The organism is Acinetobacter sp. ANC 4558 (assembly GCF_002135375.1).
Taxonomy (GTDB): Bacteria; Pseudomonadota; Gammaproteobacteria; order Pseudomonadales; family Moraxellaceae; genus Acinetobacter.
In genome coordinates, this window is record NZ_NEGH01000002.1 from 401,572 (window position 1) to 424,454 (window position 22,883).

20 protein-coding genes and 2 tRNA genes are annotated in these 22,883 nt (G+C 35.4%); 16 read left to right on the top strand and 6 right to left on the bottom strand.

Features of this window, described 5'->3' with window-relative positions; genetic code table 11:
- Positions 1 to 150: 150 nt before the first annotated feature.
- Positions 151 to 1,986, bottom strand: a complete 1,836-nt coding sequence (gene typA, locus B9T31_RS04415) for a translational GTPase TypA (RefSeq protein WP_086180742.1) — start codon at positions 1,984 to 1,986, stop codon at positions 151 to 153.
- 172 nt (positions 1,987 to 2,158) lie between these two features.
- Between typA and B9T31_RS04420 the strand changes: the two genes are divergently transcribed.
- The 3 genes from B9T31_RS04420 to B9T31_RS04430 all read left to right on the top strand — a co-directional run bounded on the left by B9T31_RS04420 (position 2,159) and on the right by B9T31_RS04430 (position 6,088).
- On the top strand, positions 2,159 to 3,529 hold the full coding sequence (locus tag B9T31_RS04420) for a uracil-xanthine permease family protein (RefSeq protein WP_086180743.1): 1,371 nt from the start codon (positions 2,159 to 2,161) through the stop codon (positions 3,527 to 3,529).
- Between the two features lie 63 nt (positions 3,530 to 3,592).
- On the top strand, positions 3,593 to 4,606 hold the full coding sequence (locus B9T31_RS04425) for a class I SAM-dependent methyltransferase (RefSeq protein WP_086180744.1): 1,014 nt from the start codon (positions 3,593 to 3,595) through the stop codon (positions 4,604 to 4,606).
- A gap of 21 nt (positions 4,607 to 4,627) precedes the next feature.
- Positions 4,628 to 6,088, top strand: coding sequence for an amino acid permease (locus tag B9T31_RS04430; RefSeq protein WP_086180745.1), 1,461 nt, complete (start codon positions 4,628 to 4,630; stop codon positions 6,086 to 6,088).
- Between the two features lie 66 nt (positions 6,089 to 6,154).
- Here the strand turns inward: B9T31_RS04430 and B9T31_RS04435 are convergent, their stop codons facing one another.
- Both B9T31_RS04435 and omp38 read right to left on the bottom strand, forming a co-directional pair.
- The gene (locus B9T31_RS04435) at positions 6,155 to 6,625 is read right to left on the bottom strand and encodes an OmpA family protein (RefSeq protein ID WP_086180746.1); all 471 of its coding nucleotides are present in this window, start codon (positions 6,623 to 6,625) and stop codon (positions 6,155 to 6,157) included.
- Positions 6,626 to 6,723: 98 nt separating this feature from the next.
- Positions 6,724 to 7,767: an outer membrane protein Omp38 gene (gene omp38, locus B9T31_RS04440; RefSeq protein WP_086180747.1), complete on the bottom strand. Its 1,044-nt coding sequence runs from the start codon at positions 7,765 to 7,767 to the stop codon at positions 6,724 to 6,726.
- A gap of 326 nt (positions 7,768 to 8,093) precedes the next feature.
- On the opposite strand from omp38, the gene B9T31_RS04445 reads away from it, so the two are divergent.
- The 3 genes from B9T31_RS04445 (at position 8,094) to B9T31_RS04455 (ending at position 10,527) form a co-directional block, all read left to right on the top strand.
- Positions 8,094 to 8,615: a GspH/FimT family pseudopilin gene (locus B9T31_RS04445; RefSeq protein WP_086180795.1), complete on the top strand. Its 522-nt coding sequence runs from the start codon at positions 8,094 to 8,096 to the stop codon at positions 8,613 to 8,615.
- Between the two features lie 106 nt (positions 8,616 to 8,721).
- Positions 8,722 to 9,897: a thiolase family protein gene (locus B9T31_RS04450; protein WP_086180748.1), complete on the top strand. Its 1,176-nt coding sequence runs from the start codon at positions 8,722 to 8,724 to the stop codon at positions 9,895 to 9,897.
- 186 nt (positions 9,898 to 10,083) lie between these two features.
- A complete protein-coding gene (locus tag B9T31_RS04455; protein ID WP_086180749.1) occupies positions 10,084 to 10,527 on the top strand; it encodes a VOC family protein in 444 nt (147 codons plus the stop codon).
- A gap of 59 nt (positions 10,528 to 10,586) precedes the next feature.
- Here B9T31_RS04455 and B9T31_RS04460 read toward each other — a convergent pair whose 3' ends face one another.
- Both B9T31_RS04460 and B9T31_RS04465 read right to left on the bottom strand, forming a co-directional pair.
- Complete coding sequence (locus B9T31_RS04460) at positions 10,587 to 11,072, bottom strand: DUF934 domain-containing protein (protein WP_086180750.1); 486 nt, start codon at positions 11,070 to 11,072, stop codon at positions 10,587 to 10,589.
- The gene (locus tag B9T31_RS04465) at positions 11,065 to 12,708 is read right to left on the bottom strand and encodes a nitrite/sulfite reductase (protein ID WP_086180751.1); all 1,644 of its coding nucleotides are present in this window, start codon (positions 12,706 to 12,708) and stop codon (positions 11,065 to 11,067) included. The genes B9T31_RS04460 and B9T31_RS04465 overlap by 8 nt, the downstream gene beginning before the upstream one ends.
- An 808-nt stretch (positions 12,709 to 13,516) precedes the next feature.
- On the opposite strand from B9T31_RS04465, the gene B9T31_RS04470 reads away from it, so the two are divergent.
- The 3 genes from B9T31_RS04470 to clcA all read left to right on the top strand — a co-directional run bounded on the left by B9T31_RS04470 (position 13,517) and on the right by clcA (position 16,680).
- A complete protein-coding gene (locus B9T31_RS04470; RefSeq protein WP_086180752.1) occupies positions 13,517 to 14,527 on the top strand; it encodes an AraC family transcriptional regulator in 1,011 nt (336 codons plus the stop codon).
- Positions 14,528 to 14,747: 220 nt separating this feature from the next.
- Positions 14,748 to 15,071, top strand: a complete 324-nt coding sequence (locus B9T31_RS04475) for a hypothetical protein (RefSeq protein WP_086180796.1) — start codon at positions 14,748 to 14,750, stop codon at positions 15,069 to 15,071.
- A 250-nt stretch (positions 15,072 to 15,321) separates the two neighbouring features.
- Positions 15,322 to 16,680, top strand: coding sequence for a H(+)/Cl(-) exchange transporter ClcA (clcA, locus tag B9T31_RS04480; RefSeq protein ID WP_086180753.1), 1,359 nt, complete (start codon positions 15,322 to 15,324; stop codon positions 16,678 to 16,680).
- 94 nt (positions 16,681 to 16,774) lie between these two features.
- Here clcA and B9T31_RS04485 read toward each other — a convergent pair whose 3' ends face one another.
- Positions 16,775 to 17,962 carry a trypsin-like peptidase domain-containing protein gene (locus B9T31_RS04485; RefSeq protein WP_086180754.1) on the bottom strand — a complete coding sequence of 396 codons (1,188 nt, stop codon included), beginning with the start codon at positions 17,960 to 17,962 and terminating at the stop codon, positions 16,775 to 16,777.
- A 167-nt stretch (positions 17,963 to 18,129) separates the two neighbouring features.
- Here B9T31_RS04485 and B9T31_RS04490 point away from each other — a divergent pair, with 167 nt between their 5' ends.
- From B9T31_RS04490 to B9T31_RS04520, 7 genes are all read left to right on the top strand, one after another.
- Positions 18,130 to 18,888, top strand: coding sequence for a Nif3-like dinuclear metal center hexameric protein (locus B9T31_RS04490; RefSeq protein ID WP_086180755.1), 759 nt, complete (start codon positions 18,130 to 18,132; stop codon positions 18,886 to 18,888).
- A 154-nt stretch (positions 18,889 to 19,042) separates the two neighbouring features.
- Positions 19,043 to 19,669, top strand: a complete 627-nt coding sequence (locus B9T31_RS04495; protein ID WP_086180756.1) for a superoxide dismutase — start codon at positions 19,043 to 19,045, stop codon at positions 19,667 to 19,669.
- Between the two features lie 330 nt (positions 19,670 to 19,999).
- Positions 20,000 to 20,075, top strand: a tRNA-Asn gene (locus tag B9T31_RS04500).
- A 1-nt stretch (position 20,076) separates the two neighbouring features.
- Positions 20,077 to 20,152 (top strand) — tRNA-Asn (locus B9T31_RS04505).
- A gap of 324 nt (positions 20,153 to 20,476) precedes the next feature.
- A complete protein-coding gene (rubA, locus tag B9T31_RS04510; protein WP_086180757.1) occupies positions 20,477 to 20,641 on the top strand; it encodes a rubredoxin RubA in 165 nt (54 codons plus the stop codon).
- Between the two features lie 69 nt (positions 20,642 to 20,710).
- A complete protein-coding gene (locus B9T31_RS04515) occupies positions 20,711 to 21,889 on the top strand; it encodes an NAD(P)/FAD-dependent oxidoreductase (RefSeq protein WP_086180758.1) in 1,179 nt (392 codons plus the stop codon).
- Positions 21,890 to 21,939: 50 nt separating this feature from the next.
- A complete protein-coding gene (locus tag B9T31_RS04520; protein ID WP_086180759.1) occupies positions 21,940 to 22,878 on the top strand; it encodes an alpha/beta fold hydrolase in 939 nt (312 codons plus the stop codon).
- Positions 22,879 to 22,883 lie beyond the last annotated feature (5 nt).

The window sequence follows — 22,883 nt, forward strand, 5'->3', positions numbered from 1 at the left end:
GAATAGATCACTATCTATTTCACATTTTTATTCATAGTTTCAATCATATGAATCTACTTGGTTTAATTCATTAACTAAATACATTTCAAATAATTAATACAAAAAAACGCCAACCTATTGTTGACGTTTTTTATTGTTTAATTATGCAATTTATTTGCTACGATTACGCTTACGTTCGTTTTCAGTTAACCAACGCTTACGAATACGAATTGATTTAGGCGTTACTTCAACTAATTCATCATCTTCAATAAATTCAAGTGCTTGTTCAAGCGTAAATTCAACAGCTGGTGTTAAAGTTAATGCTTCATCTGTACCAGATGCACGTACGTTTGTTAATTGTTTTGCTTTAGTCGGGTTAACAACCATATCGTCTGAACGAGAGTTCATACCAACGATCATACCTTCATAAACTTCTAACTGTGGTTTAGCAAACAAACGACCACGATCTTGTAATGTGAATAACGCATAACCAAGACATACGCCTTGAACCATAGAAATCAACACACCATTTTGACGTTTCGCAACAGTACCTTGTTTAGCAGTACCGTAATGCGCAAAACTTGAAGTCATGATGCCTGTACCAGAAGTCATTGTCATGAATTCTGAACGGAAACCAATCAAACCACGTGAAGGAACAGTTGCTTCAATACGGATACGACCTTTACCGTCAACTTCCATATTGGTCATTTCACCTTTACGATGACCCATTTGTTCCATTACAGAACCTTGATGCTGTTCTTCAACATCAAAAGTTACATTCTCGTAAGGTTCTTGTAATTCACCGTCAATTTCTTTCATGATCACTTGCGGACGAGATACACCCATCTCGAAGCCTTCACGACGCATTGTTTCAATTAGAACTGAAAGATGAAGCTCACCACGGCCAGAAACTTTAAAACGATCTGGACTGTCAGTATCTTCAACACGTAGTGCAACGTTATGAATTAATTCACGATCAAGACGCTCACGAATGTTACGTGAAGTCACAAATTTACCTTCTTTACCAGCAAACGGTGAATTATTGACCTGGAAAGTCATCGATACTGTAGGTTCATCTACAGACAATGGTGGTAAAGCTTCGACTGCTTTTGGATCACAAATCGTGTCAGAGATGTTTAATGCATCAATACCTGTGATACAAACGATATCACCAGCACTTGCTTCATCTACATCAACACGCTCTAAACCGTGATAACCCATAATTTTTAAGATACGACCGTTGCGTGTCTTACCTTCTTTATCAATAACAGTCACTTGAGTGTTTAATTTCACTGAACCGCGTTGAATACGACCAACACCGATAACACCAACAAAACTATTATAGTCAAGTGAAGATACTTGCATTTGGAATGGGCCATCTACATCAACAGCTGGTGGTTCAACAATGTCTACAATTGTTTGGAACAATGGAGTCATGTCTTCAGCAAGCTCTTCTGGAGAAGGACCAGCAACACCACGAAGACCTGATGCATATACAACTGGGAAATCTAACTGTTCATCACTACCACCAAGATTATCAAACAAATCAAAAACTTGATCAATAACCCAATCTGGACGTGCGCTTGGTTTGTCTACTTTATTAATAATAACAATTGGTTTCAAACCACGTGCGAACGCTTTTTGCGTCACGAAACGAGTCTGTGGCATTGGACCTTCTTGTGAGTCTACAAGAAGAAGTACACAGTCAACCATAGACATAACACGTTCAACTTCACCACCGAAGTCCGCGTGTCCTGGGGTGTCCACAATGTTAATACGGTATTCTGTATCGGTACGTTTATCTAACCATTTAATTGCTGTGTTCTTAGCAAGAATAGTAATACCACGTTCTGACTCTAGCGCGTTAGAATCCATGACACGCTCAATCTCGCCCGCTCGGTCACCGAGAGCACCTGATTGTTGTAAAAGTTTATCTACAAGAGTAGTTTTCCCGTGGTCAACGTGCGCAATAATTGCAATGTTACGGAGAGTTTTAATATCTGACATGTAAATTCAATACGCTTTAAATTTGAGGCAAGATTATATAGAAAAATATGAACTTTTTATAGTGGCTATTTATTGACAACATCATTTTTTTATTTAAGTTGTGCTCTTTTCATTTTATAAATCATCTAATCAGATTAGAATACAGCCATCTAGCCTCAATTTTCTGTAACTCATGTCAGATTTAAATCAATCTCCCAATCCAAAAGACCAACTTGATCTTGTCTATGGATTAAATGATCGTCCATCACCATTTATTGCATTTTTAGCCGCATTTCAACATCTTCTGGCCATTATTGTACCGATTGTAACGCCCGGCTTACTCATTTGCTTAGCATTAGGCGTTTCAAAAGAAGATACCAATATGATTTTGTCTATGTCATTGGTGATTTCAGGCATTGCGACTTTCTTACAATGTAAAAAAGTGGGTCCATTTGGTGCAGGTTTATTAATTGTTCAAGGAACAAGCTTTAACTTTATTGGTCCAATTATTGGAATTGGGTCTGCAATGGTCGCTGCGGGAACCCCTGTTGAATCTGTCATGGCTGCAATTTTTGGTGTTGTCATTGCCGGTTCTTTCATTGAAATGGGTGTTTCACAAATCTTACCGTGGATTAAAAAGCTCATTACACCTTTAGTCACAGGGATTGTCGTACTGTTAATCGGTCTTACTCTGATTAAAGAGGGCTTAATCAGTATGGGTGGTGGTTATCAAGCAATGAGCAATAATACCTTTGCAACGGCAGATAATCTCATCATGTCGTGTACAGTATTGGCGCTCATTATTTTACTTAACCGTATCCGTATTACTTGGGTAAAAAGCTCTGCCATTTTAATTGCACTTGTTGCAGGCTATATTCTAGCAGGCTTTATGGGACATTTAGATTTCTCTGGCCTACAAGACTCCCCTCTTGTTCAAATTCCTATGCCTATGCATTTTGGTTTAGACTTCTCATGGAGTCTATTTATTCCTATGGCATTTATTTATTTAGTCACCTCTTTAGAGGCGATTGGAGATATTACAGCAACATCGAAACTGTCGAATCAACCTGTAGATGGGGCTAGTTGGATGCAAAGAATCAAAGGAGGGGTACTCGTCAATGGTGCCAATTCTTTCCTTGCAGGAATATTCAATACTTTTCCAAGTTCAGTCTTTGCCCAAAATAATGGTGTCATTCAATTGACAGGCGTAGCCAGTCGTTATGTTGGTATTTGGATTGCAGCTTTACTTATTATTTTAGGTTTACTGCCTGCTGTTGCTGGCATTATTCAAGCGGTTCCTCAAGCCGTTCTGGGTGGTGCAGTTATGGTGATGTTTGGTGCAGTTGCAGCATCAGGCATTAACATTTTATCTGGTATTCAACTTGATCGCCGCGCATTATTAATTATTGCTATTTCATTGGCACTCGGTCTTGGGGTTGCACAAGTTCCACAAATTCTAGAGCATCTACCTGAATTATTTAGAAATATTTTTAGCTCAGGGGTCGCAACTGGCGGTATTACAGCGTTAATTCTAAATATCGTTCTTCCTGAAACAAAGAAGTAATTTCATTTATAATAGAACACTGTCTAATTTTCCTTAGACAGTGTTTTTTCATGTGAGTTCAATATGGATCCAAGAAGTGAAGTCGTCATTCGACAAAAAGATCATCTTCAAGGTCGAGTATTATTTATTAATGCCCCAAATGATCAATTACTTAATCATTTAGATTCTGACATACAAAGTTACATTTGGACTTGGAATTATGCAGATTATCTTTCGTTTGAAAAAAATAGTTTTAATAGACATTTTGGTATTGAATTACCTGAAGAAATTTTTGATCAAGTTATTGTCTTTATTCCAAAATCAAAAGAGCTTTTAAATTACATACTCGATCAAATTTCAAGTAATTTCCCATTAAATACACAAGTATTTCTTGTCGGTGAAAAAAAAGGGGGCATAGAACGTGCTGCTAAACAATTACAAGCATTTGGAAAATGTATTAAGCTAGATAGTGCTCGTCATTGTCAACTTTGGCAGATGAGCTTAGGGATAATAAAAGAAAAAACTTCTTTAGAAAAATGGACTAAAAACTATGAAATACAAATAAATAATCAAATAATTAAAATTATTGCCTTACCTGGAGTATTTAGCCAAGCAAAACTTGATGTTGGCACTGCTGTTCTTTTACCATACTTAGATCAAGTAAAATCGGGTAAAATTGCTGACTTTGGTTGTGGATCAGGAGTTATTGCTTGTTACTTAGCAAATCTCAATAAACAAAATTATGTTTATGCTTTAGATGTTGATGCGTTTGCACTACGTTCTACACAGTTAACTTTTGAACATAATAGCATTGACTCTGCTCAGTTTACGATTCTTCCGGTTGCAAATTTTAGTGATGCGCCTACTGAACTTGATGCCATCGTGAGCAATCCTCCTTTTCATCAAGGAATTCATACTCATTACGATGTAAGCGAAAATCTTTGTAAAAAATCAAAGCAACATCTTAAATCGAATGGTGAATTATGGGTTGTGGCAAATCGCTTCCTCAACTACCCCATTTTAATTGAACAAAATTTTGGTCAATGCAAAGTTTTAGCTGATCAAAATGGTTTTAAGGTGCTTTATGCCTGTGTTTAATCATATAAAAAAGGAAACACCATGAGCGAAACTCAATCTGCTCACTTAAAGCGAAAGCTTAGCGCACGTCATTTGAATATGATCGCCATTGGTGGTTCCATTGGTACTGGTCTTTTTCTTGCATCTGGCGCAACCATTGCCAATGCAGGTCCTGGCGGTGCATTACTGGCTTATTGCCTTATTGGCGTCATGATCTATTTCTTAATGACAAGTTTAGGCGAATTAGCGACTCACAATCCAACTTCTGGTGCTTTCTTCACATATGGAACTAAGTATGTTGAAGGTGGGTTTGGCTTCGCGCTGGGTTGGAACTATTGGTACAACTGGGCAATTACTGTTGCCTTTGAACTTGTTGCAGTCCAATTTATCATGAAATTCTGGTTTCCTGATATTCCAGGTTTTTATTGGAGCGCTATTTTCCTCATTATTATTTTTGGGATTAATGCACTGACCGTTAAAGGCTTTGGAGAAAGTGAGTTTATTTTCTCTTTAGTTAAAGTTTTAGCCATTATTGTCTTTATCATTATTGGTATCGCCACCATTGTAAAAATGATGCTCACTCCAAATGTTGCAGCATTTGGAAATTGGACGATAGGTGAAGCTCCTTTTGTTGGTGGCTTATCTGCTCTTATTGGTGTTGCAATGATTGCAGGATTCTCGTTTCAAGGAACTGAAATGGTCGGTGTTGCGGCAGGAGAATCAAAAGATCCTAAGAAAACAATTCCTGTTGCAATTAAACAAATATTCTGGCGTATCTTATTATTCTATATCGTATGTATTTTTATTATTGGGACATTAATTTCCTATAATGATCCATTATTATTACAAGCAGCTGAAACAGAAAATATTACCTTATCCCCTTTTACATTATTGTATGAAAAAGCAGGTTTTGCTTTTGCAGCCAGTATTATGAATGCTGTCATTTTAACCGCTATTCTTTCTGCGGGTAACTCTGGGATGTATTCATCTACGCGTATGCTCTTTGATATGGCACGTAAAGGAAGTGCACCTAAAATTTTCGGGCGATTAGATACACGTGGTGTACCAATGAATGCACTGTATGCGACCACAGTGATTGCTGCTCTTTGTTTTTTAACTACATTTTTTGGTGAAAAAGATGTATTTAATTGGCTTTTGAATATGTCAGGCATGTGTGGTTTTATTGTTTGGCTAGGTATTGCTATTTCCCATTATCGTTTTCGCAAAGGCTATTTAGCACAAGGCTATAAACTCAATGACCTCGCATATCGTGCCAAGTTTTTCCCATTTGCACCTTGGTTTGCTTTCATTCTGTGTAGTATTGTCGTTTTAGGTCAAGACTATAAATCTATCTTAGATGGAAATTGGCTCTCTGTACTTTCAACATATATTGGTATTTTCTTATTTTTAGCAATTTGGCTTGGATATAAATGGAAATTCAAAACAAAGCTCATTTCATATCAAAAAATGGATGTTAAACCGATGGATCTTAACCAAGATTAATCACTTTCTCATGTTTATTTTATAAAAAGCAGCCTAAGGGCTGCTTTTATTATTTCTATATCGAAATTATTTAACATAGACTGTCGCAGTCACTCGCCGATTATTTGCCCGCCCTTCTGCTGTCTTATTATCATACAGAGGATTACTCGCCCCCAAACCAATGGTCATAATTTGATCTGGATTCACATGATATTCCTTAATTAGTTTATCTTTAACCGCATTCGCACGCTCTAAGGAAATCCTTTTATTTATACCAGCTAAGCCAACATTATCGGTATGGCCTTCTAATCCAATTAGTAAGTTAGGTTGAATTTCTAACATATGGGCTGCGGTTTTTAAATATAAATTATATTTTGTCTCAATTTCACTTGAACCTGTATCAAAGTAAATTGATACACCATTTTGTAAGTCTGAAATTGCTTTTGAAGTTTCTTGGTTAATGATCTGCTCTTTCGTTGCTGTAGTAAGAGAAGGACGTGTAGTACACCCGACCAATAAAAATGCCAACATACTCGCTAAACTTATTATTTTAATCATTTATTTCTCTTTCGTATAATAATTTAATGCGAATCATATCACAAATTTTAAAAATAAAAAAACGACCCCTTAGGATCGTTTTTTATAAAATTATAAAATTACTCAGCTACAACACGGCTACCAGTAATTGTCGCGAATACACGACGGTTCATAGCACGGCCTTCAGCTGTATTATTGTCTGCAATTGGTTGGAACCAAGCAAAACCTTTCGTTGTTAAACGAGAAGGATTAATGTTGTATTCATTTACAAGTGCAGTTTTAACAGAGTTAGCACGAGCTAAAGATAAACGCTCATTCAATGCTAATGGACCTGTATTATCTGTGTAACCATCAATACGTGCAGTTGCATTCGGGAATTCAACTAATGCTTCAGCAACTTTAGCAATTTCTGGTTGATATTGCGGTTTGATGTTTGATTTGTTCGTATCGAAGAATACGCGAAGTTCCATTTGAAGATCTTCAACTTCTGCTGGAACAACTACTACAGGCTCAACCACTACAGGCTCAACGATTACAGGCTCAACAATTACAACTGGTGCAGCTGGCTTTAAGTGACCACCAAGAACTACGTTAAGACCAGCTAAAGCTGTGTAATCCCAGTTTTTTACTGCTTCGTTATATGATGCACGAGCTTCAGTACGTAAAGATAAAGCATCATTTAAACGCCAGAAAGCACCAAGACCCGCGTTCGCGATTGTACCTTCAGATGAACCATAAGCTCCATCTTGTCCTTTAACTTTAGAATGTCCAGCACCTAACAATACATAAGGCTTAATTTTGCTGTCATAGTTTTTAGTGATTAAGTCAGATGTAACATAGAAGTTACCCGCAATGTTGCTTTGCTTATACTTACCAACTTTATCAAAATCACGAGTAGTCGCTGATTTTTCTTCTAAATCACCTTTAATTTGGCTATATTCAGCTTCAAAACCTAACCATGGAGTCAATTCAACACCAAGTGCAGCACCTACAAACACATCGCCTTTAAGTTTTAAATCAGCACCTTCGCGCTTATTATTAAAGTCTTTTAAAGAGTCTTGAAAAGTATAACCAAGTAATAGTGGAGTTACAGTTACACCTGCATTTGCAGCAGCTAAAGGTGCAGCTACGAGCATTGCTAAAGCAATACGACTCATTTTCATGGATTTATCCTCCAGAGATAACATTATTGTTCAAGTCCAAGCCTAAATAAAATCTATCCAGAGATAGGCTTTTACCCCAGTTCATTAAAACTAGTCACTGTGAATGATACAAACACTTTCACAGTTTTCCAAGTGCTTGATAATTTTAATCATGCAAATTATTGACAAAATTACTTACAATTTCCGTTGTAATTGAGTAAATAATGCTAATTTTTTTACAGCGAATAGCTTATCCTTTTTGATGGCTTAATTCTAACATTTTTTACACACTATTAAGCAAAAATATTTATAAAATCACTCTAACAATTATTTAAAAAAATAAAATTATGCATTACAAAAAAAATTTTGGCTTCAGTTTAGTTGAAGTTTTGTTCATATTAACAATATTCTCTATAATTGCTAGTATTTCTATACCTTATTTTAGTAATTTTTTTGCACGCCAAGAAACAAAAAAAACATTACAAATACTTAATAGCTTTCTAAAATCTGCAAAAAATGAAGCTGTAGTACGACATACAAATATTGTTATTTGTTCATCCACCAATGGAAATCAATGTGAAAGTAATCAATGGGGTAACTACCTCTTACTCTTTGTCGATTTAAATGCCAATCGTAAAATCGACGCGAATGATTTAATACTTTATTCTGAACAACTTAATTTAAAATATGGTCAATTAACTTGGAAAGGTGCACTTAACTCTCCTAGTATCGTCTTTAATAAAGAGCTTGGTCTACCCATTGGATATAATGGTAGTTTTTATTATTGCAATACAACAACATTGACTTCTCATAAAGTCATTTTAAGCAAAATGGGACATATACGATCAGAAACCACACCATTCTGTTAGAACCCAACAGTCTAAAATTCAAAAGCATTTGAACTGTATTCCTTATCATTTTTTCATATACTATTTTAAGGTACAAATCAAAATAGCAATAAATTGGAGATAACAAATGACTGATATTGTGATTGTTAGTGGTGCTCGAACAGCAATGGGTGGTTTTCAAGGAAGTCTAACAAATGCCACAGCCCCAGATTTAGGTGCAATAACAATTAAAGAAGCAATTACTCGATCAGGTCTTCAACCATCAGATATTGAAGAAGTTATAATGGGCTGTGTTTTGCCTGCTGGTTTAAAACAAGGACCTGCACGTCAGGCTATGCGTAAAGCAGGTCTACCAGATTCAACTGGAGCCGTCACTATTAATAAACTATGTGGCTCTGGCATGAAAGCAGTAATGCAAGCTGCTGATACGATAAAAGCTGGTTCAGCTGAAGTCATTGTTGCTGGTGGAATGGAGTCTATGTCTAATGCTCCTTATTTACTTCCCCAAGCACGTGCTGGCTATCGTATGGGTCATCGTGAAGTCAAAGACCATATGTTTTTTGATGGTCTTGAAGATGCTGAAACTGGTCGCTTAATGGGCTCATTTGCACAAGATATGGCGAATCATAAAGGTTATACACGTGAGCAAATGGATAATTTTGCTATTCAATCATTAAAACGTGCCCAAACTGCAATTACTGAAGGTTATTTTGCTGAAGAAATTGTTCCAGTTACAATCTCAACGCGTAAAGGTGATCTTGTCATCGACAAAGATGAACAACCCTTTAATGCAAATATTGATAAAATTCCTCATTTACGCCCAGCTTTTGCCAAAGATGGTACGATTACTGCCGCAAATGCTAGTTCTATTTCTGATGGTGCTTCTGCACTTGTCATTTCATCAGCAACTCATGCAACAGAAAAAGGTTTAAGCCCTTTAGCTAAAATTATAGCTTATGCATCAAATTCTCAACATCCGTCTGAGTTTACCATTGCACCTGTTGGCGCGATTCAAAAAGTTTTAAACAAAAGTGGCTGGAATATTCAAGATGTAGACTTATGGGAAATCAATGAAGCATTTGCCATGGTCACCATGTGTCCAATTGATGAGTTTAAACTTGATCCAGAAAAAGTAAATATTCATGGTGGTGCATGTGCACTTGGACATCCTGTTGGCTCTACAGGATCACGTATTATTTTGACACTGATTCATGCTTTAAAACGTACAGGAGGAAAAAAAGGAATTGCCTCTTTATGTATAGGTGGTGGAGAAGCAACTGCAATCGCGATTGAAATTTTATAAAAGAATTTAATTTTGAACTCTCTATTTGTTTAGTAGAGTTCAAAATTTACGTTGGAGCTTATGCATCGTGAGTAAAGCAAAAAAATATAAATAAACTTTCCTGTTTTCCGACTTAAAATTTATAAAATAAACTGCTAAATTAAAACTTGATTACTTTTTATTATAAATAAATGCAGAAGGATACTCATGCAACTTAATCATTACTTAAATTTTAGAGGACAGGCTTATGCTGCCTTCTCTTTTTATCAAACAGTTTTTGGTGGTGAGTTTAGCTTTATAAAATATTATTACGAACTTAGCGATATTCAAGTCCCAGAAGAAGAAAAAGACTATCTTATTCATATCTCGCTTCCAATCAATACATATACAACTCTCATGGCTTCAGATATTACTAAAACTTTCTGTAACACCCAGACACCATTCATTATTGGCTCAAATCATTATATTTCTATCAATTTAGAGGCACATGAAGAAACCGAAGCGCATCGCTTATTTAATGAGTTGTCAGTCAATGGTCAAATAGAAAGTTCACTTCAAAAAACTTTTTGGGGTGCACTCTATGGCGCTTTTACCGATCAATTTGGTATTAAATGGATGATTAATTGCCAATTAGAAGCTCCTACTTCTTAAATTTAACAATATAAAAAAGCCTCCTTTAGGAGGCTTTTTTATATTGTTAATATTCTCTATTACGCACCTGTTTGATAATGTGCTTTAGGTACAGCAGTCGAAGCTTGATATGGATGAGTAAAATCGCTCAATCCTGCTGCAGCTTCAGTAATATCTTTACCTTCTTTAATGACAAAACTATCAAAACCTGAACGTTTCATATAGTTTAAAACATCTTTAAAAACATCACCTGTTGCACGAAGCTCCCCAGCGTAACCTTGTCTGCGCAATAATGCAGCAAAAGAATACCCTCGCCCATCATTAAATCCAGCAAATTCAATAAAAATAGTATCGAATTGCTCAAGTGGAAACTCGTGTGTCTCTGGCGAAGCATCAACTGTTAGAAATAATGCTTTTTTACCAATAACATGGGGCAACTGCTCCAACTGATCCACAGTTAAAACAACATCACTCTGTGGCAAAATACCATCTTCACCAATCAGTTGATAAGTATTATCTAAAACAGTGCCATCTTTAAAAAGCACTTGTAATGCGGGATTAAGCATAAGCACGTTCCTTAAATGGTTGAATACCAACACGACGATAAGTATCAATAAACTCTTCACCCTCAGAACGAAGATCAAGATAAGTATTTAAAATCTCTTCTACAATGTCTGGAACAATTTCAGCTGCAAATGATGGTCCTAAAATATCGCCAATAGAGGCATCATGATCAGCATTTCCACCTAAGGTAATTTGATAAAATTCTGCGCCTTTTTTATCAACGCCTAAAATACCAATATTACCAACATGATGATGTCCGCAAGCATTCATACAACCCGAGATATTTAAATCCAGTTTACCCAAGTTATAAATGGTATCAAGATCATCAAAACGACGTGAAATTGCTTCAGAGATAGGAATTGATTTAGCATTTGCCAGTGAACAAAAATCCCCGCCCGGACAGCAGATAATATCGGTAATAAAACCAATATGTGCACGTGCAAGATTATTTTTTTCTAAAATTGTCCACAACTCAAATAAATCTTTTTGCGGGACATCGACAAGTGAAATATTTTGCTCATGTGTCGTACGAAGTTCACCAAAAGTATACTGATCTGCTAAATCAGCAATTAAATTCATTTCGTCAGAAGACATATCCCCTGGTGCGACACCTGTTCTTTTAAGTGAAATTGTAACAATACGATACCCTTTCACTTTATGTGCATTCGTATTGATATTAAACCATTGCTTGAACTTTGGATATTCTGAAAATTGTGCAGTAAAATCTTCGTTTGAATAATTTTGATAATCAAATGGTGTAAATTCTTCATCCAATTTTTTCAAAATTTCAGGTTGGATTTTTAAACTTTGAATTGTGTGTGCAAATTCTGCTTCTACTTTTTCTGCAAAAACTGCAGGTGTCAAAGCTTTCACTAAAATTTTGATACGTGCTTTATATTTGTTGTCACGGCGACCATGTAAATTATAAACGCGAAGAACAGCCTCTAGGTAAGCGATTAAATCTTCACGTGGTAAAAATTCACGAATAAAACTACCTATGACTGGAGTACGACCTAAGCCACCACCCACTTTAATTTTATAACCAATTTCACCTGCTTCATTTTTGACAATATACACACCAATATCGTGAAAAGAAGTTGCCGCACGATCTGTTTCTTCAAGTGCTGAAACAGCAATTTTAAATTTACGTGGTAAAAAAGCAAATTCTGGATGAAATGTTGACCATTGACGGATCAACTCACATGTTGGACGTGGATCTGCGATTTCACCTGCCACAACACCAGCATATTGATCTGTAGTAGTATTACGAATACAGTTACCAGATGTTTGGATAGCATGCATTTGAACAGTTGCCAATTCTGCCAACATATCTGGAACATTTTCTAATGCAGGCCAGTTAAACTGAATATTTTGACGAGTTGAAACATGGGCATAACCACGATCATACGCAGTCGCTAATTCAGCAACTTTACGTAATTGCTTAGAATTCATTAATCCATAAGGCACTGCAATACGCAGCATAGGTGCATATCTTTGAACATATAGACCATTTTGCAGACGAAGTGGACGGTATTCGTCTTCAGTCAATTTTCCGGCTAAATAACGTTCCGTTTGATCACGGAATTGTGCAACACGTTCATTAATCAGTTGCTGATCGAAATCAGTATATAAATACATGGCGTACAGCTAGTAGTTTCTATTATATCAACGCAAGAATAGCGAGAATTGCACTATCTATAAAACACATTTTTTACATATTTTATAGCGATTTTATTGATAAGCCAACTTCCCCCCCTTTAAAACTAAAGCTTTCAAACGATTTTGATTCATTTTTTCTGAATTAATATATTTTATTCAATTGTTATCATAATTATTCATAAGAACTATTCTTATTTAAACTAGTACCTACTTCAATTTATAATTCATTTTAAATACGTTATGTTTATTCATTGTATTATTTTAGGTTTCAACGTCTTTATACAGCTACATTGTCAATTTAATATAGATGCTCATACATAAATAAGTTTTATTCATTCACATTGGCATTTTAAATGTGTCTCCCTCTTCTCATTTTTTATTTTCTGGGTTCTCATGATATTAAATCATCTATTTTTACTGAGAGATATTTCTTAGATTACAACATTTACACATCTGCATGATTTAATATATACACCTTCACCATTTCTACTTTTCAGTAAATATCCAATATGGAATCTATAAATATAATAGTAAAAACTATTATTTTCAATAAGATATAAATATAAAAACTCTTAAAAATCAGCATCTTTAGTTTACAATTCAACCAATATAATCATTAAAATTATCATCACAATGTAATCTTAAGCCATTTACCTTGATCGTTTCGGCAATTTACCATGTACTAAATTGGTAAAATTACTCATGTAAATCGCCAAAATAATATTTTTTAAGTCATTTGGGTCAAAAATACGTGAATATAAACTTTAAAGAGACTGAAGGGTTAATCGTGAGTAGAGATACTATTAGCATCCATTTCGTCAATGCCGCTCTTACTGGCGTAAAACGTCTTGGTATGGATGTCGAAACACTCTTGTCTCATGTTGGCATTGAAGCTGAATTACTGCGTCAGCCAAAGGCACGTATTTCACCAGAACAATATACACGTTTTATCAAAATGCTATGGATGGTCACTCAAGATGAGCATGTTGGCTTTGATACTCAACCACGAAGATTAGGTACATTTGCCATTATGTGTCAATTGATTGTTCATGCAAAAACCCTAGGTGATGCACTTGAACTTTCAACTCAATTTTATAAATTATTTGGTGATGAATGGTGCGTGACCATAGAGCGTGATAAACATGAAGCGCGCCTTGTTCCATTAGTACCGCAAGCAATGGACCCTGATCATTATATTACTGAAAGTATCTTAATGATTTGGCATGGATTAGCATCATGGTTAATCGATCGCAGATTACCGCTAGAACGTGTACATTTTGGCTATGAACGACCAAGTCACGCAGATGAATATGATGCTCTCTTCTTTGCTCCCGTCATGCAATTTGATGCGCCAAGAACAGAAATTACATTTGCAGCAGACTATCTAGATCTACCCATTCGACAAACTGAAGAAACACTTGAGGAGTTTTTAAAGACTGCACCAGCACAATTATTGGTTAAATTTAAAAATACTAATTCATTAACATCACGTATTCGGGACGTATTAAAAAGCCAAATTGGTGAAGAAATGCCAACGCTTAATGATGTCGCATCAATGCTCTATTTATCGCCACAGACTTTACGTCGTCGTTTAGCTGCTGAAGGTAAAAGCTATCAAGGCGTGAAAGATGCATTGCGTCGAGATGCCGCCATTCATTTACTCCTTAATCCACAGCTAACGCTTGAAGATGTGGCGCAACAAGTTGGATTTAGTGAAACCAGTACATTCCACCGTGCATTTAAAAAATGGACAGGTGTTACGCCAGGTTTATACCGACAATTACATGGTTATCACTAATACAATCACCTATAAAAAAACCCCATGAATCAGGATGGGGTTTCTATTTTTAAATATTAAAAATTCGTCTTTCTTATTTTTTGCTTACTAGAAGCGTCAAATTAAAATTTAACAATATTTTAATTTTCTTATTTTCTGAATTCACTTTTTTTCACGCTATTTCATATTTTTTATGATATAACACTCATCAGTTTAAATGTTTTATCAAGATTGGTGCGTTATGACTATTGATCATTCTTCTCCAGAACAATCTCCTTGGGGATGGAAAGCTCTCATAATTTCAAGCATTTTGGGTGCACTTTTTTTAGGATTCTTCTATTTAGCTGTGACCAATGATGCAGACTATATGCCTAGTCAAAAGAATAAAGAAAATACGCAACAACATGCATTCAAAACTGCACCTGCAATGTCTCAAGAATCTTTAGAAAAAGCACAAGAAGATAAAGCTAAACGTGAGGCAATTTCTGTCCAAAATGCTACTGAAACCTCTCAGACAGAACATACAAATTCAAATGATACTCAAACGACTCAGCATGGTCATTAGTAGATAAATCATAAAAGCCCTTTTCGTTAAGGGCTTTTATTGATTATATAAAAATAAACAATTGATATTAGATTTTATTTTTCAGATAATTAATTACATAAATTGTATCTTTATTTTACATAGGTAAAATAAAACCTAAGAAATTTGATATCTTATAATCCATTTTCACGCCAACTCAATTGGTCGCATATTAACTCACCTATGCCCTATATTTTATGGACACATAAACATTAAAAAATTAGGAAAAAATATGAGTACTCCTAAAACAACAGTACATTATGTTGAAGATAAAATTAACAGTTGGCAAACACGCTCCCCATTCATTATTCTTTTTCTTGCAAGTTTAGTTGGCGTTGCAACAGGTCTGATTGGTTCTTTATTTCAAATCGGAATAGCTCATATTATTTCTTGGCGAATGGGAATTGCAGATTCAGAGTTTTCAAATATTTATATCAAATGTTTGGTCATTTTTCTCATTACTGCTGCAATGGGTGCTTTTTCATATTATCTCGTAAAAAAATATGCACCTGAATCTGGTGGCTCAGGTATCCCAGAAGTTGAGGGTGCCCTTTTAGATCTCAGACCAGTAAGGTGGAAGAGAGTTTTGCCTGTAAAATTTTTTGGTGGGCTGACTGCTTTAGGAAGTGGGATGGTATTAGGCCGCGAAGGTCCTACTGTACAAATGGGATCTAGTCTTGGGAAAATGCTTGCAGATACGACTAAAATAAAAAATAAAGAATCTCAACATACATTGATTGCGACAGGAGCTGGAGCAGGTATTACGACTGCATTTAATGCTCCTTTAGGCGGTATTCTATTTGTTATTGAAGAAATGCGTGGAGAGTTCTCTTATACGAAGTCATCTATAAAGGCTGTCTTTGTTGGTTGCATTTCTGCATGTATTGTTTATCAACTGATTATCGGTTCATCTCCGATTTTAAATATTGGTACATATATTTCAGTACCTCTTAATTCAATTTGGATATATATTTTTCTCGGAATATTTGTCGGAGTGATCGGGGCTTTATCTAATTTTCTAATTTTATCTACTCGAAAGTTTTTAGATCTGTTTTATCAGAAAAAAGAGTATTTTTTTGTCCTTACTGGTGCATTACTTGCTGGTTTCTTTGGCTTACTTACGATATTTCTCCCTGATATCACTGGTGGTGGTTTTTTAATTATTCCGAATGTCATTGATGAATTATATAGTTTTTATCCATTGCTCATTCTATTCTCTCTTCGCTTGATTGCAACCGTAATCTGTTTTGGGTCGGGTGCACCCGGAGGTATTTTTTCACCCACAATTGCTTTGGGTGCAATTTTAGGTGTTTTATTTGGAATTTGTGCGAGAACTATTTTCCCTGAATATGATATTCACTTAGGTACCTGTGCCATTTTAGGCATGGCAGGCTTATTTGCAGCCAGTATCAGAGCGCCTCTCACAGGAATTGTGATTGTCATTGAAATGACCAGTAGCTATATATTAATTCTTCCATTAATTTTAACCTGTGTAACAGCTACATTTATTGCTCAAACCTTAGGTTCAACATCCTTATATTCAGAGATTCTTAATAACACACTAGATAAGCTAGGCATTCAACGTAAATAATGACTGTTATTGATCATAAAATATTTCGACCATTCATAAAATAATATGCAATGGTCAAAAAAAGCTCCACAATGTGGAGCTTTTTCAAAAATAATTAGCGTTTTGGTAAAGGTATAAATTGTTTATTTGTATCATTGGTCACTTTTTTGAGCTCACCAATAACAACTTCTCTAATCGCTTCTTGATTTCCACGTTTTACCAAAATTGATGCTTTACTATTCGGTGCTTGCTGCGCAATATAATTTCTTAAATGAGAGGGTGACGTAATCACTTCTTCATTTACTTTTAAAATAATATCACCCTTTTCTAGACCACCTAAATCCGCAGGTCCTTGTGACTGTACCTCAGCAACTTCAACGCCAATTTGTTTTGGTGTTAATAAATTTTCATTTTTGATTGCCTGTAAGCCAATTCCTAGCCAACCACGAACGACACGACCATCTTTTAAAATAGAATTTAATACCTGTTGGCAAACCTTTGCAGAAATCGCAAAACCGATACCCATTGAACCACCAGATTGAGAAAATATTGCCGTATTTACACCAATCAAATTACCTGAAACATCAATTAATGCCCCACCAGAATTACCTGGATTAATGGCTGCATCTGTTTGAATAAAATCTTCATAAGTGCTAATGCTTAAATCAGAACGTCCAGTTGCTGAAATAATACCTTGCGTCACCGTTTGTCCAACACCAAATGGATTACCAATAGCAAGTACAACATCACCGACTTCATTTCCACTCAATTTGAATGGTAATACAGGTAATTTATCTAAATTGATTTTAATAACAGCTAAATCTGTATCTGGATCTGTACCCACCACTTGTGCTTCTGCCGTACGTCCATCATTTAATGCTACAATAATTTTATCAGCTTGGGCAATCACATGATTATTCGTTAATATATAACCATCTGGTCTTACAATTACACCTGAACCTAAACTATTTTGATCTGGTCCATGCTGAAATTGTTCTGGTAGTTGATCACCAAAAAACTGTCTAAATGCTGGATCATTTAATAATGGATGTTGAACATTTTGAATACTTTGCGTGGTATAAATATTAACCACTGCTGGAGCTGCAACTTTAACAGCAGCATGATAAGAAACGACCCCACCCGTACGAGTTGTATCTATAAGTGGTTCAACTTTTTCAGCTGGTAACTTTACTCCATCAGGTGAAATTGGAGCTTTAGGTTTGGTCATTTGTTGCCATCCCATAAATCCAACAATCACAATAATAAGTAGTATCCAAGGCAACCAGGTAAAGGTCCTTCGCACGATTTATACCTCTATAAAAAGATTTTAATTCGTTGATGAGTAAATGATTTATTCGCTATTTTAAATGGAAAATCAAAGTTAATCACAAAAAAAACAAAAATATTTGTCTTTCTTTAGTTACAATTCAAATATGTTTTATATATTTTCATTTAATTTCGAGGAACGCTATGGCCAATCTCAATGACATTATTTTATGGTGCAATCAAACCTTGAAATCTCATGAATTTAAAGATTATGCACCAAATGGTTTACAAATTGAAGGTCAACACAACGTCGATAAAATTTTATGTGCAGTGACTGCATCTCAAGATGCAATTGATGCAGCAATTGAACAAGGTGCTGATCTACTCTTGGTACATCATGGTTATTTTTGGAAAGGTGAAGCTTATCCAATTACGGGGATGCGTGGTAAACGCATTAAAACCCTCATTCAACATAATATCTCTTTGGTTGGGTATCACCTTCCTTTAGATTCACATCCAAGTTTGGGTAATAATGCTGCTATTGCAGACTTACTTCAATTAGAAAATATAGAAGCATTAGATCCAACCGAAAAGCACCCAATTGGAAATATTGGATATTTATCTGAAAGTTTGTCACCTGAAGAATTCAAACGCTTGTTAACCCAACGTTTAGGTTTCAATACAATACATTTAGCTGCTGAAAAAAAACAAATTCATAAAGTCGGTTACTGCACAGGCGCCGCTCAAGACTTTATTCTTAAAGCGGCTGAACAAAATTGCGACGCTTATATTTCTGGTGAGGTTAGCGAGCGCACTTTTTACGAAGCAAAAGAGCTGAATATTCATTATTATGCATGTGGTCATCATGCAACTGAAAAATATGGCGTACAACGCTTAGCTAAAGCAATTTCGGAACAATTTGGTATTGAATACAGTTATTTTGAGTTAAATAATCCAATTTAAATTGAAGTTTCAATATTTTTTGTTTGCTTTATCTGTATAAATTCGAGCTTTATTCTGTAATGTTATTTACAACTAATATCCAAATTAACGCGAGAATCTATTACAATAGAGCCACTTAATGTTATAACCCAGCACAATGCAAGGAATTGAAATCATGACAACGATTACATTACCAGCTTTACCGTACGGCTACGAAGATCTTGCGCCACATATCAGTAAAGAAACTTTAGAGTTTCATCATGACAAACATCATAATACTTATGTTGTTAACTTGAATAACCTGATTAAAGGTACAGAGCTTGAAGGTAAAACTTTAGAAGAAATTATCACGACAACTGCTGGTGATACTGCTAAAGCTGGCGTATTCAATAATGCTGCTCAAGTTTGGAATCACACTTTCTATTGGAACTGTTTAGCGAAAAATGGTGGTGGTAAGGCAACTGGTGCTTTAGCTGCTAAAATTGATGAAGCTTTTGGTTCTTATGAAAAATTTGCTGAAGAGTTTGCTGCTGCTGCGACAACTCAATTCGGTTCAGGTTGGGCATGGTTAGTTGCTGATCAAGTAAATGGCAATCTTTCTATTGTTAAGACATCAAACGCTGATACACCACTTGCACATGGTCAAGTTGCTGTATTAACAATTGATGTATGGGAACACGCTTACTATATCGACTTCCGTAATGCTCGCCCTAAATATATTTCTACGTTCTTAGAAAGCTTAGTAAATTGGGACTATGCAAATGCAAAATATGCAGGTCTTGAAGCAGGTGTTGAAAAGTAATTCGTTATTTTTCTAAAAGAATCACCCGATAAGGGTGATTTTTTATTAACTCAAATATTGTGCGTCTTTGCAGAAAAGTTCACCATAAATACGCTGTGTAATTTTTACCTTTAGCGATAAAAAAATAAAACCGTATGTTCGATAAAAATTTATATTTTTTTTCATTCTAATTTTATTTGTTATATTTCAATTTTTCAGTTATCCAAAATTTAAAATTCAAACAATATATAAACATTTTTTAAATATTGCCTAATAAAAAAACATTTAGTTATCTTTTCCTTCAAATAGACTTGACCACTTGCACTTTCACCCCTAGAATGCGCATCAGATTCTCCAATAGCTCAGTCGGTAGAGCGACGGACTGTTAATCCGCAGGTCCCTGGTTCGAGCCCAGGTTGGAGAGCCATTCTTCCATAGCTCAGTCGGTAGAGCGACGGACTGTTAATCCGCAGGTCCCTGGTTCGAGCCCAGGTGGAAGAGCCAAATTTTTAAAAAACCCACGCATCATGTCGTGGGTTTTTTATTAGATAAATATAATATTTCGAACAGTTAAGCGCTATTTAAGAATATTTTTTAAATTTAACCAGATCTTTACTTCGTTATCATAATTTTATAAATCACAAAGATTATTTCCAATATATCAGTCTTAATGCTGCATTTAATGGAATAAACAACGATATTTACTTTACTTTACCCACCCAACTGCGTAAGAATTTAAGCCTTGAGATCATACCTTTTCGTCAAGATTATAGATTTTGCACGTTTAATTTTACCGATCAGCCTTAGATCAGTTTTTTGGAGTTTTGAATGAAAAAATATCAATGCATCGTTTGTGGATGGATTTATGATGAGGCTGAAGGTTGGCCACAAGATGGTATTGTGGCTGGTACAAAGTGGGAAGATATTCCAGATGATTGGACTTGTCCAGATTGTGGTGTGACTAAAATAGATTTTGAAATGATTGAAATCTAATGAATTTTAAAAGACCATTTTAATGGTCTTTTTATATATGTGACACAAAATCATTATGGAGAAATGAATATGCACCCTATCGTCATTATTGGTTCAGGAATGGCAGGCTATACGCTTGCGCGTGAATTTCGAAAATTAAATACGGAATCTGAACTTGTTATGATTAGTGCAGATGATGCGATCAACTATGCAAAACCAACACTTTCAAATGCATTAGTTGGAAAAAAATCACCTGAGCAAATCGCTTTAGGGGATGCTGAAAAAATGAGTGCTCAACTCAATATTCGCATTGTAAAAAATACTTGGGTAAAATCTATTGATTCACATACTCAAACGCTTACCCTTGAAAACAATCATGATCAATCTACCCAACAATATTCCAAACTTATTTTAGCGATAGGCGCTCAACCAATTCGTTTGGCGATTTCTGGCACAGGTAGTGATGATATTCATGTGATCAATCATATTGATGACTATCAAGCATTTCGAAAACAACTCGAACAAAAACAAAATAAACGTGTTGTAATTCTAGGTGCAGGACTAATTGGGTGCGAGTTTGCCAATGATTTACAAAGTACCCAACATCAAGTCACGGTAGTTGATTTAGCAGAACAACCACTTGGGCGACTATTACCAAAGCATGTTGCAGAGAAATTTAAAAGTAATTTAAGCAATGCTGGAATTCACTTTGTATTAGGTACAACAGTAGAGAAAGTTTCAAAAACTGATACGAATGCTTACATTATTTCATTGACGAATGGTCAGTCTTTAGAAGCAGATGTGGTTTTATCTGCAATTGGTTTACAACCGAATACATCTTTAGCACAGCATACGGGTATTCAGACCAATCGCGGTATTATCAGTAATGGTTTATTAGAAACTAACATTCATCATATCTATGCGATTGGAGATTGTGCCGAAGTTAATGGCACACTTCTTCCTTATGTTATGCCCATCATGCAGCAAGCACGTGCACTTGCAAAAACATTAAATCATGAGATTACTCACGTGCATTACCCAGCCATGCCTGTCGCAGTAAAAACCCCCTCTTCACCATTAACTGTTTTACCTGTTCCCAATGGCATTGAAGTAACTTGGCAAACAGAAGATTTAGAAGATGGTCTAATTGCAAAAGCATTCGATCGTGATAATATTCTACGTGGCTTTGTTCTACTCGGTGTTACTGCAGGAAAACAAAGACTTACTTTAACAAAACAAGTTCCAGACTTGATTCCAATAAATAATTAAGGTTTTAATAGAAAGGACGTTTTTAGCGTCCTTCTTTTTAGAGACATCAGATGAATAGTGCCTTAAAATTTCAGGATTCACCTTATACTACCTTTATGCAAGAAACGAAAATTACTTTAAGTAATGGTCTTGAATTGCATGTTGAAATTGGCGGAAAAAGTACAGATCCAACCATATTATTAATTATGGGTTTAGGTGCTCAAGTTCTTTATTGGCCAGATTTTTTTTGTAAATCTCTGATTGATCAAGGTTTCCAAGTCATTCGTTTTGATAATCGAGATATTGGTTTATCCAGTAAGATTCATCATGCAGGTCCACGATTAAATACCTTTAAAATGATGGGTCGTTTTAGTCTTGGGCTCAAAAATCAAGGTGCTCCATATACACTATATGATATGGCTGAGGACTGTGCTTTACTGATTGATCAACTTCAACTTGGTAAAGTTCATGTTATTGGTGCTTCTATGGGTGGAATGATTGCACAAATTTTAGCGGCAGAATATCCTGAAAAAGTTCAACGTTTAATTTTATTATTCACGAGCAATATTCAGCCGTTTTTACCTATTCCTCGACCTAAACAATTATTTAGTCTGATTGGCAAGCCTAAATCTAATGATGAAAATGCGATTATCAATCATACTTTAAAAGTTTTTCAAATAATTGGCTCACCAGGCTTAGTCAATCCAATAGAAACTTTACAAGTCGCAAAAAAATTATATCAACGAAGTTATTATCCAATGGGTATACTTCAACAATTTTTAGCAATATTATGTACAGGTTCTCTGCTACAATTAGATAAGCGAATTAAACAACCGACTCTCGTTGTTCATGGCGCATGCGATCGTTTATTACCACCTGGACATGGTAAAGCGATTGCAAAAGCAATCCCAGGTGCTAAGTTTGAATTAATTGAAGGAATGGGGCATGATATCCCTCCGCATTTTATTCCATATCTTAGCGGACTATTTGCACATCATTTTAAATCGTAAATATT

Excerpts from the sequence above, each read along its gene's own strand:
- typA (WP_086180742.1), bottom strand. The coding sequence starts at position 1,986 with ATGTCAGATATTAAAACTCTCCGTAACATTGCAATTATTGCGCACGTT.
- B9T31_RS04420 (WP_086180743.1), top strand. The coding sequence starts at position 2,159 with ATGTCAGATTTAAATCAATCTCCCAATCCAAAAGACCAACTTGATCTT.
- B9T31_RS04425 (WP_086180744.1), top strand. The coding sequence starts at position 3,593 with ATGGATCCAAGAAGTGAAGTCGTCATTCGACAAAAAGATCATCTTCAA.
- B9T31_RS04430 (WP_086180745.1), top strand. The coding sequence starts at position 4,628 with ATGAGCGAAACTCAATCTGCTCACTTAAAGCGAAAGCTTAGCGCACGT.
- B9T31_RS04435 (WP_086180746.1), bottom strand. The coding sequence starts at position 6,625 with ATGATTAAAATAATAAGTTTAGCGAGTATGTTGGCATTTTTATTGGTC.
- omp38 (WP_086180747.1), bottom strand. The coding sequence starts at position 7,767 with ATGAAAATGAGTCGTATTGCTTTAGCAATGCTCGTAGCTGCACCTTTA.
- B9T31_RS04445 (WP_086180795.1), top strand. The coding sequence starts at position 8,094 with ATGCATTACAAAAAAAATTTTGGCTTCAGTTTAGTTGAAGTTTTGTTC.
- B9T31_RS04450 (WP_086180748.1), top strand. The coding sequence starts at position 8,722 with ATGACTGATATTGTGATTGTTAGTGGTGCTCGAACAGCAATGGGTGGT.
- B9T31_RS04455 (WP_086180749.1), top strand. The coding sequence starts at position 10,084 with ATGCAACTTAATCATTACTTAAATTTTAGAGGACAGGCTTATGCTGCC.
- B9T31_RS04460 (WP_086180750.1), bottom strand. The coding sequence starts at position 11,072 with ATGCTTAATCCCGCATTACAAGTGCTTTTTAAAGATGGCACTGTTTTA.
- B9T31_RS04465 (WP_086180751.1), bottom strand. The coding sequence starts at position 12,708 with ATGTATTTATATACTGATTTCGATCAGCAACTGATTAATGAACGTGTT.
- B9T31_RS04475 (WP_086180796.1), top strand. The coding sequence starts at position 14,748 with ATGACTATTGATCATTCTTCTCCAGAACAATCTCCTTGGGGATGGAAA.
- clcA (WP_086180753.1), top strand. The coding sequence starts at position 15,322 with ATGAGTACTCCTAAAACAACAGTACATTATGTTGAAGATAAAATTAAC.
- B9T31_RS04490 (WP_086180755.1), top strand. The coding sequence starts at position 18,130 with ATGGCCAATCTCAATGACATTATTTTATGGTGCAATCAAACCTTGAAA.
- B9T31_RS04495 (WP_086180756.1), top strand. The coding sequence starts at position 19,043 with ATGACAACGATTACATTACCAGCTTTACCGTACGGCTACGAAGATCTT.
- rubA (WP_086180757.1), top strand. The coding sequence starts at position 20,477 with ATGAAAAAATATCAATGCATCGTTTGTGGATGGATTTATGATGAGGCT.
- B9T31_RS04515 (WP_086180758.1), top strand. The coding sequence starts at position 20,711 with ATGCACCCTATCGTCATTATTGGTTCAGGAATGGCAGGCTATACGCTT.
- B9T31_RS04520 (WP_086180759.1), top strand. The coding sequence starts at position 21,940 with ATGAATAGTGCCTTAAAATTTCAGGATTCACCTTATACTACCTTTATG.